Here is a 2,892-nt window from a genome sequence, read left to right on the forward strand (position 1 = left end):
GGCAGTCAGAGGCGATGAAGGACGTGCTAATCTGCGTAAAGCGACGGTAAGGTGATATGAACCGCTACAGCCGTCGATGTCCGAATGGGGAAACCCGGTGCACTCAGTGCATCATTGCAGCATGAATACATAGTGCTGCAAGGCGAACCGGGGGAACTGAAACATCTAAGTACCCCGAGGAAAAGAAATCAACCGAGATTCCCCCAGTAGCGGCGAGCGAACGGGGAGCAGCCCAGAGCCTGAATCAGCTTGTGTGTTAGTGGAAGCGTCTGGAAAGTCGCAGGGTACAGGGTGATACTCCCGTACACAAAAACACACAGGCTGTGAGCTCGATGAGTAAGGCGGGACACGTGGTATCCTGTCTGAATATGGGGGGACCATCCTCCAAGGCTAAATACTCCTGACTGACCGATAGTGAACCAGTACCGTGAGGGAAAGGCGAAAAGAACCCCGGCGAGGGGAGTGAAACAGAACCTGAAACCGTGTACGTACAAGCAGTGGGAGCCTCTTTAATGGGGTGACTGCGTACCTTTTGTATAATGGGTCAGCGACTTATATTCTGTAGCAAGGTTAACCGTATAGGGGAGCCGCAGGGAAACCGAGTCTTAACTGGGCGTTAAGTTGCAGGGTATAGACCCGAAACCCGGTGATCTAGCCATGGGCAGGTTGAAGGTTGGGTAACACTAACTGGAGGACCGAACCGACTAATGTTGAAAAATTAGCGGATGACCTGTGGCTGGGGGTGAAAGGCCAATCAAACCGGGAGATAGCTGGTTCTCCCCGAAAGCTATTTAGGTAGCGCCTCGTGAACTCATCTCCGGGGGTAGAGCACTGTTTCGGCTAGGGGGCCATCCCGGCTTACCAACCCGATGCAAACTGCGAATACCGGAGAATGTTATCACGGGAGACACACGGCGGGTGCTAACGTCCGTCGTGAAGAGGGAAACAACCCAGACCGCCAGCTAAGGTCCCAAAGTCATGGTTAAGTGGGAAACGATGTGGGAAGGCACAGACAGCCAGGATGTTGGCTTAGAAGCAGCCATCATTTAAAGAAAGCGTAATAGCTCACTGGTCGAGTCGGCCTGCGCGGAAGATGTAACGGGGCTAAACCATGCACCGAAGCTGCGGCAGCGGCGCGCAAGCGCTGTTGGGTAGGGGAGCGTTCTGTAAGCCGTCGAAGGTGTGCTGTGAGGCATGCTGGAGGTATCAGAAGTGCGAATGCTGACATAAGTAACGATAAAGCGGGTGAAAAGCCCGCTCGCCGGAAGACCAAGGGTTCCTGTTCAACGTTAATCGGAGCAGGGTGAGTCGACCCCTAAGGCGAGGCCGAAAGGCGTAGTCGATGGGAAACAGGTTAATATTCCTGTACTCGGTGTTACTGCGAAGGGGGGACGGAGAAGGCTATATCAGCCGGGCGACGGTTGTCCCGGTTTAAGCGTGTAGGTGTGTGTTCCAGGCAAATCCGGTTCACTTTACACTGAGGCGTGACGACGAGGCACTACGGTGCTGAAGTGATAAATGCCCTGCTTCCAGGAAAAGCCTCTAAGCATCAGGTAACACAGAATCGTACCCCAAACCGACACAGGTGGTCAGGTAGAGAATACCAAGGCGCTTGAGAGAACTCGGGTGAAGGAACTAGGCAAAATGGTGCCGTAACTTCGGGAGAAGGCACGCTGGCGCGTAGGTGAGGGGACTTGCTCCCGGAGCTGAAGCCAGTCGAAGATACCAGCTGGCTGCAACTGTTTATTAAAAACACAGCACTGTGCAAACACGAAAGTGGACGTATACGGTGTGACGCCTGCCCGGTGCCGGAAGGTTAATTGATGGGGTTATCCGTAAGGAGAAGCTCTTGATCGAAGCCCCGGTAAACGGCGGCCGTAACTATAACGGTCCTAAGGTAGCGAAATTCCTTGTCGGGTAAGTTCCGACCTGCACGAATGGCGTAATGATGGCCAGGCTGTCTCCACCCGAGACTCAGTGAAATTGAACTCGCTGTGAAGATGCAGTGTACCCGCGGCAAGACGGAAAGACCCCGTGAACCTTTACTACAGCTTGACACTGAACATTGAGCCTTGATGTGTAGGATAGGTGGGAGGCTTTGAAGCGCGGACGCCAGTCTGCGTGGAGCCATCCTTGAAATACCACCCTTTAATGTTTGATGTTCTAACGTGGCCCCGTGATCCGGGGTGCGGACAGTGTCTGGTGGGTAGTTTGACTGGGGCGGTCTCCTCCTAAAGAGTAACGGAGGAGCACGAAGGTCAGCTAATCACGGTCGGACATCGTGAGGTTAGTGCAATGGCATAAGCTGGCTTGACTGCGAGAGTGACGGCTCGAGCAGGTGCGAAAGCAGGTCATAGTGATCCGGTGGTTCTGAATGGAAGGGCCATCGCTCAACGGATAAAAGGTACTCCGGGGATAACAGGCTGATACCGCCCAAGAGTTCATATCGACGGCGGTGTTTGGCACCTCGATGTCGGCTCATCACATCCTGGGGCTGAAGTAGGTCCCAAGGGTACGGCTGTTCGCCGTTTAAAGTGGTACGCGAGCTGGGTTTAGAACGTCGTGAGACAGTTCGGTCCCTATCTGCCGTGGGCGCTGGAGAATTGAGGGGGGTTGCTCCTAGTACGAGAGGACCGGAGTGAACGCACCACTGGTGTTCGGGTTGTCATGCCAATGGCACTGCCCGGTAGCTAAGTGCGGAAAAGATAAGTGCTGAAAGCATCTAAGCACGAAACTTGCCCCGAGATGAGTTCTCCCTGACCCCTTGAGGGTCCTGAAGGGACGTTGAAGACGACGACGTTGATAGGCCGGGTGTGTAAGCGCAGCGATGCGTTGAGCTAACCGGTACTAATGACCCGTGAGGCTTAACCTTACAACGCCAGAGGCGTTTTT

At 54.2% G+C, this 2,892-nt stretch carries 1 rRNA gene; it reads left to right on the top strand.

Annotation, left to right across the window (positions count from 1 at the left end):
* Positions 1-2,872, top strand: a 23S ribosomal RNA gene (locus ACR6AS_RS20450); the annotation flags it as partial.
* Positions 2,873-2,892 lie beyond the last annotated feature (20 nt).

The sequence above is a fragment of the Pantoea phosphatilytica genome, assembly GCF_051025615.1.
Classification (GTDB): Bacteria; Pseudomonadota; Gammaproteobacteria; order Enterobacterales; family Enterobacteriaceae; genus Pantoea.